Genomic DNA, 1390 nt, shown 5'->3' with positions numbered 1-1390 from the left:
CCGACTCCTGCACCACTGCGAGGTCGTTCCCATCAACGGCAACAGCTACCGGCTCAAGAACCGGCTCCAGGCCATCGAGCGAGACACCGACGTGGCCTGAGTGGTGCACATATCCCCGTACTTGGTGGTGCATTCACACGAGTACGGGGACAATCGCGAAGGACGCGGGCGGAACCGGGATCCGGATGGTGCGGGCGGACAGCAAGTTCTACACCGCCGATGTGGCCGCCGCCTGCCACCGAGCCGGTGCCCACTTCTCCCTGACCACGGGCATGAACCCCTCCATCGCCGCCGCGATCGGCCGCATCACCGAAGACGCCTGGGTCCCGATCCGCTACCCCGACGCATTCGTGGATCCCGACACCGGCGAGATGGTCTCGGACGCCGAGGTCGCCGAGATCGAGTACACCGCGTTCACCGGACGCAAGAAAGCCGAGCAGGTCACCGCCCGTCTGATCGTGCGCCGGGTCAGGCGCCTGAACCCGCAAGCAGCCACCGGGCAGGGCGAGTTGTTCGACTCCTGGCGCTACCACCCCGTCTTCACCAACAGCCCCTTCGGCATGCTTCAGGCCGAACTGCATCACCGGCAGCACGCCGTCGTGGAACAGGCGATCGCAGACGGGAAGTCCTCCGCGCTCGCCCACCTGCCCTCGGGAAACTTCCAGGCGAACGCCGCCTGGCTGACCCTGTGGGCCATGTCGCACAACCTGCTGCGGGCCGCCGGTGCCCTGGCCTCGGCCTTCCACGCCAAGGCCACCACCGCCACACTCCGCGCCCACCTGATCCACGTCCCCGCCCGACTCGCCCGCACCGCGAGGATCAAGCTGACCGCCCACCTGCCCGCCAACTGGCCCTGGCAGGGCGCCTACCAGGACCTGTTCGAAGCCGTCCACCACTCGCCGTCGACACCCTGACGGCCTCCACCGACACCGCACACTGACGGCCGCACCGGCCACCAGCGCCACCACCCCAGCCCCGACTCGAAAGACACCTCGGACAGGCCGCGACCCGAGCGCGGCGGACGCTGCACGCCCTCGAACCCGTGCCCCACACACCATCAGCCCTCGGCGAGAAATCCGACCTCCGAAACATCAGCCGGTGGATCCGGGCTGAGTGCAGGTCATGCTGAATCAGCGCCGCAGGACCGTCATAGCCTGCGCCGCCTGCCAGAGCTGCATCCATCAGACGCAGATGGCCAGATCATTCACCGGTAGGCGCGCGGTGGTTCACGGGGTGAGGACGAGGCGGATCAACTCACGACCTGACCGCCGCCCGTGCTCACGGCGTGATCGAGAACTGCCACACGCGACAGATCCTCGTCCTGGCCGACCGCGCCTACCAGGGCGCCGGCGCCACCGTCCGTACCCCCTACTACCACCACCTCGAACTG

2 protein-coding genes and 1 pseudogene are annotated in these 1390 nt (G+C 68.1%); all 3 read left to right on the top strand.

Features of this window, described 5'->3' with window-relative positions; genetic code table 11:
* The coding region (locus M8J73_RS43165; RefSeq protein WP_308408384.1) for an ATP-binding protein at positions 1–100 on the top strand (100 nt) is incomplete at its 5' end.
* 85 nt (positions 101–185) lie between these two features.
* Positions 186–914 carry a transposase gene (locus M8J73_RS43160; protein ID WP_055542465.1) on the top strand — a complete coding sequence of 243 codons (729 nt, stop codon included), beginning with the start codon at positions 186–188 and terminating at the stop codon, positions 912–914.
* A 332-nt stretch (positions 915–1246) separates the two neighbouring features.
* Positions 1247–1390, top strand: a pseudogene (locus tag M8J73_RS43155) (IS5/IS1182 family transposase); the annotation flags it as partial.

Source organism: Streptomyces neyagawaensis, from assembly GCF_023516595.1.
GTDB lineage: Bacteria > Actinomycetota > Actinomycetes > Streptomycetales > Streptomycetaceae > Streptomyces > Streptomyces neyagawaensis.
This window is presented reverse-complemented; position numbering and strand designations above follow the sequence as displayed.